This window comes from Vibrio sp. 1580 (assembly GCF_033340055.1).
On sequence record NZ_JAWOVT010000610.1, the window covers coordinates 1 to 549 of the forward strand.

Here is a 549-nt window from a genome sequence, read left to right on the forward strand (position 1 = left end):
GAAGCTTGAAGGGCCAGCACTTCATTTAGTTTAGCTTTATTTTCGGCTTCATACAGTGAGTTATCCGCCAATTGTTCTTCAGCCTCTGCCAGTGCTACACCTAACTTATCCATTTTATTTTCTAATTGTGTCAGGGTTTTGCGAATTGGCGCCGTCAGTTTACGAAATTCCGCTTCGCGACGTTTTTGCTCTTTCTTCGCAGCGGCACTGTTTGCGGTATCTTTAACTGGTTGCGACGCTTGTGCTTCTTTTCGCTCGGCTTTTTGTTGTTCAGTCAGCCACTTGTAGTAGTCGTTTAGGTCCCCATCGAATGGCGCAACTTGGCGATCATGCACTAAGTACAAATCATCGGTGGTTGCGCGCAGTAAGTAGCGGTCGTGTGAAACAATCACCATCGCACCTTCGAACGTTTGCAGAGCCATGGTTAACGCTTGGCGCATGTCTAAGTCTAGGTGGTTGGTTGGTTCGTCGAGTAGCAATAAGTTTGGTTTTTGCCACACGATCAACGCCAGCACCAAGCGTGCCTTTTCACCACCAGAGAACGGTGCG

1 protein-coding gene is annotated in these 549 nt (G+C 48.1%); it reads right to left on the reverse strand.

What is annotated here, in order from left to right; genetic code table 11:
* Positions 1-549 (reverse strand): ATP-binding cassette domain-containing protein (locus tag R7093_RS27430; protein WP_318147308.1); only part of this gene is annotated, 549 nt, incomplete at both ends.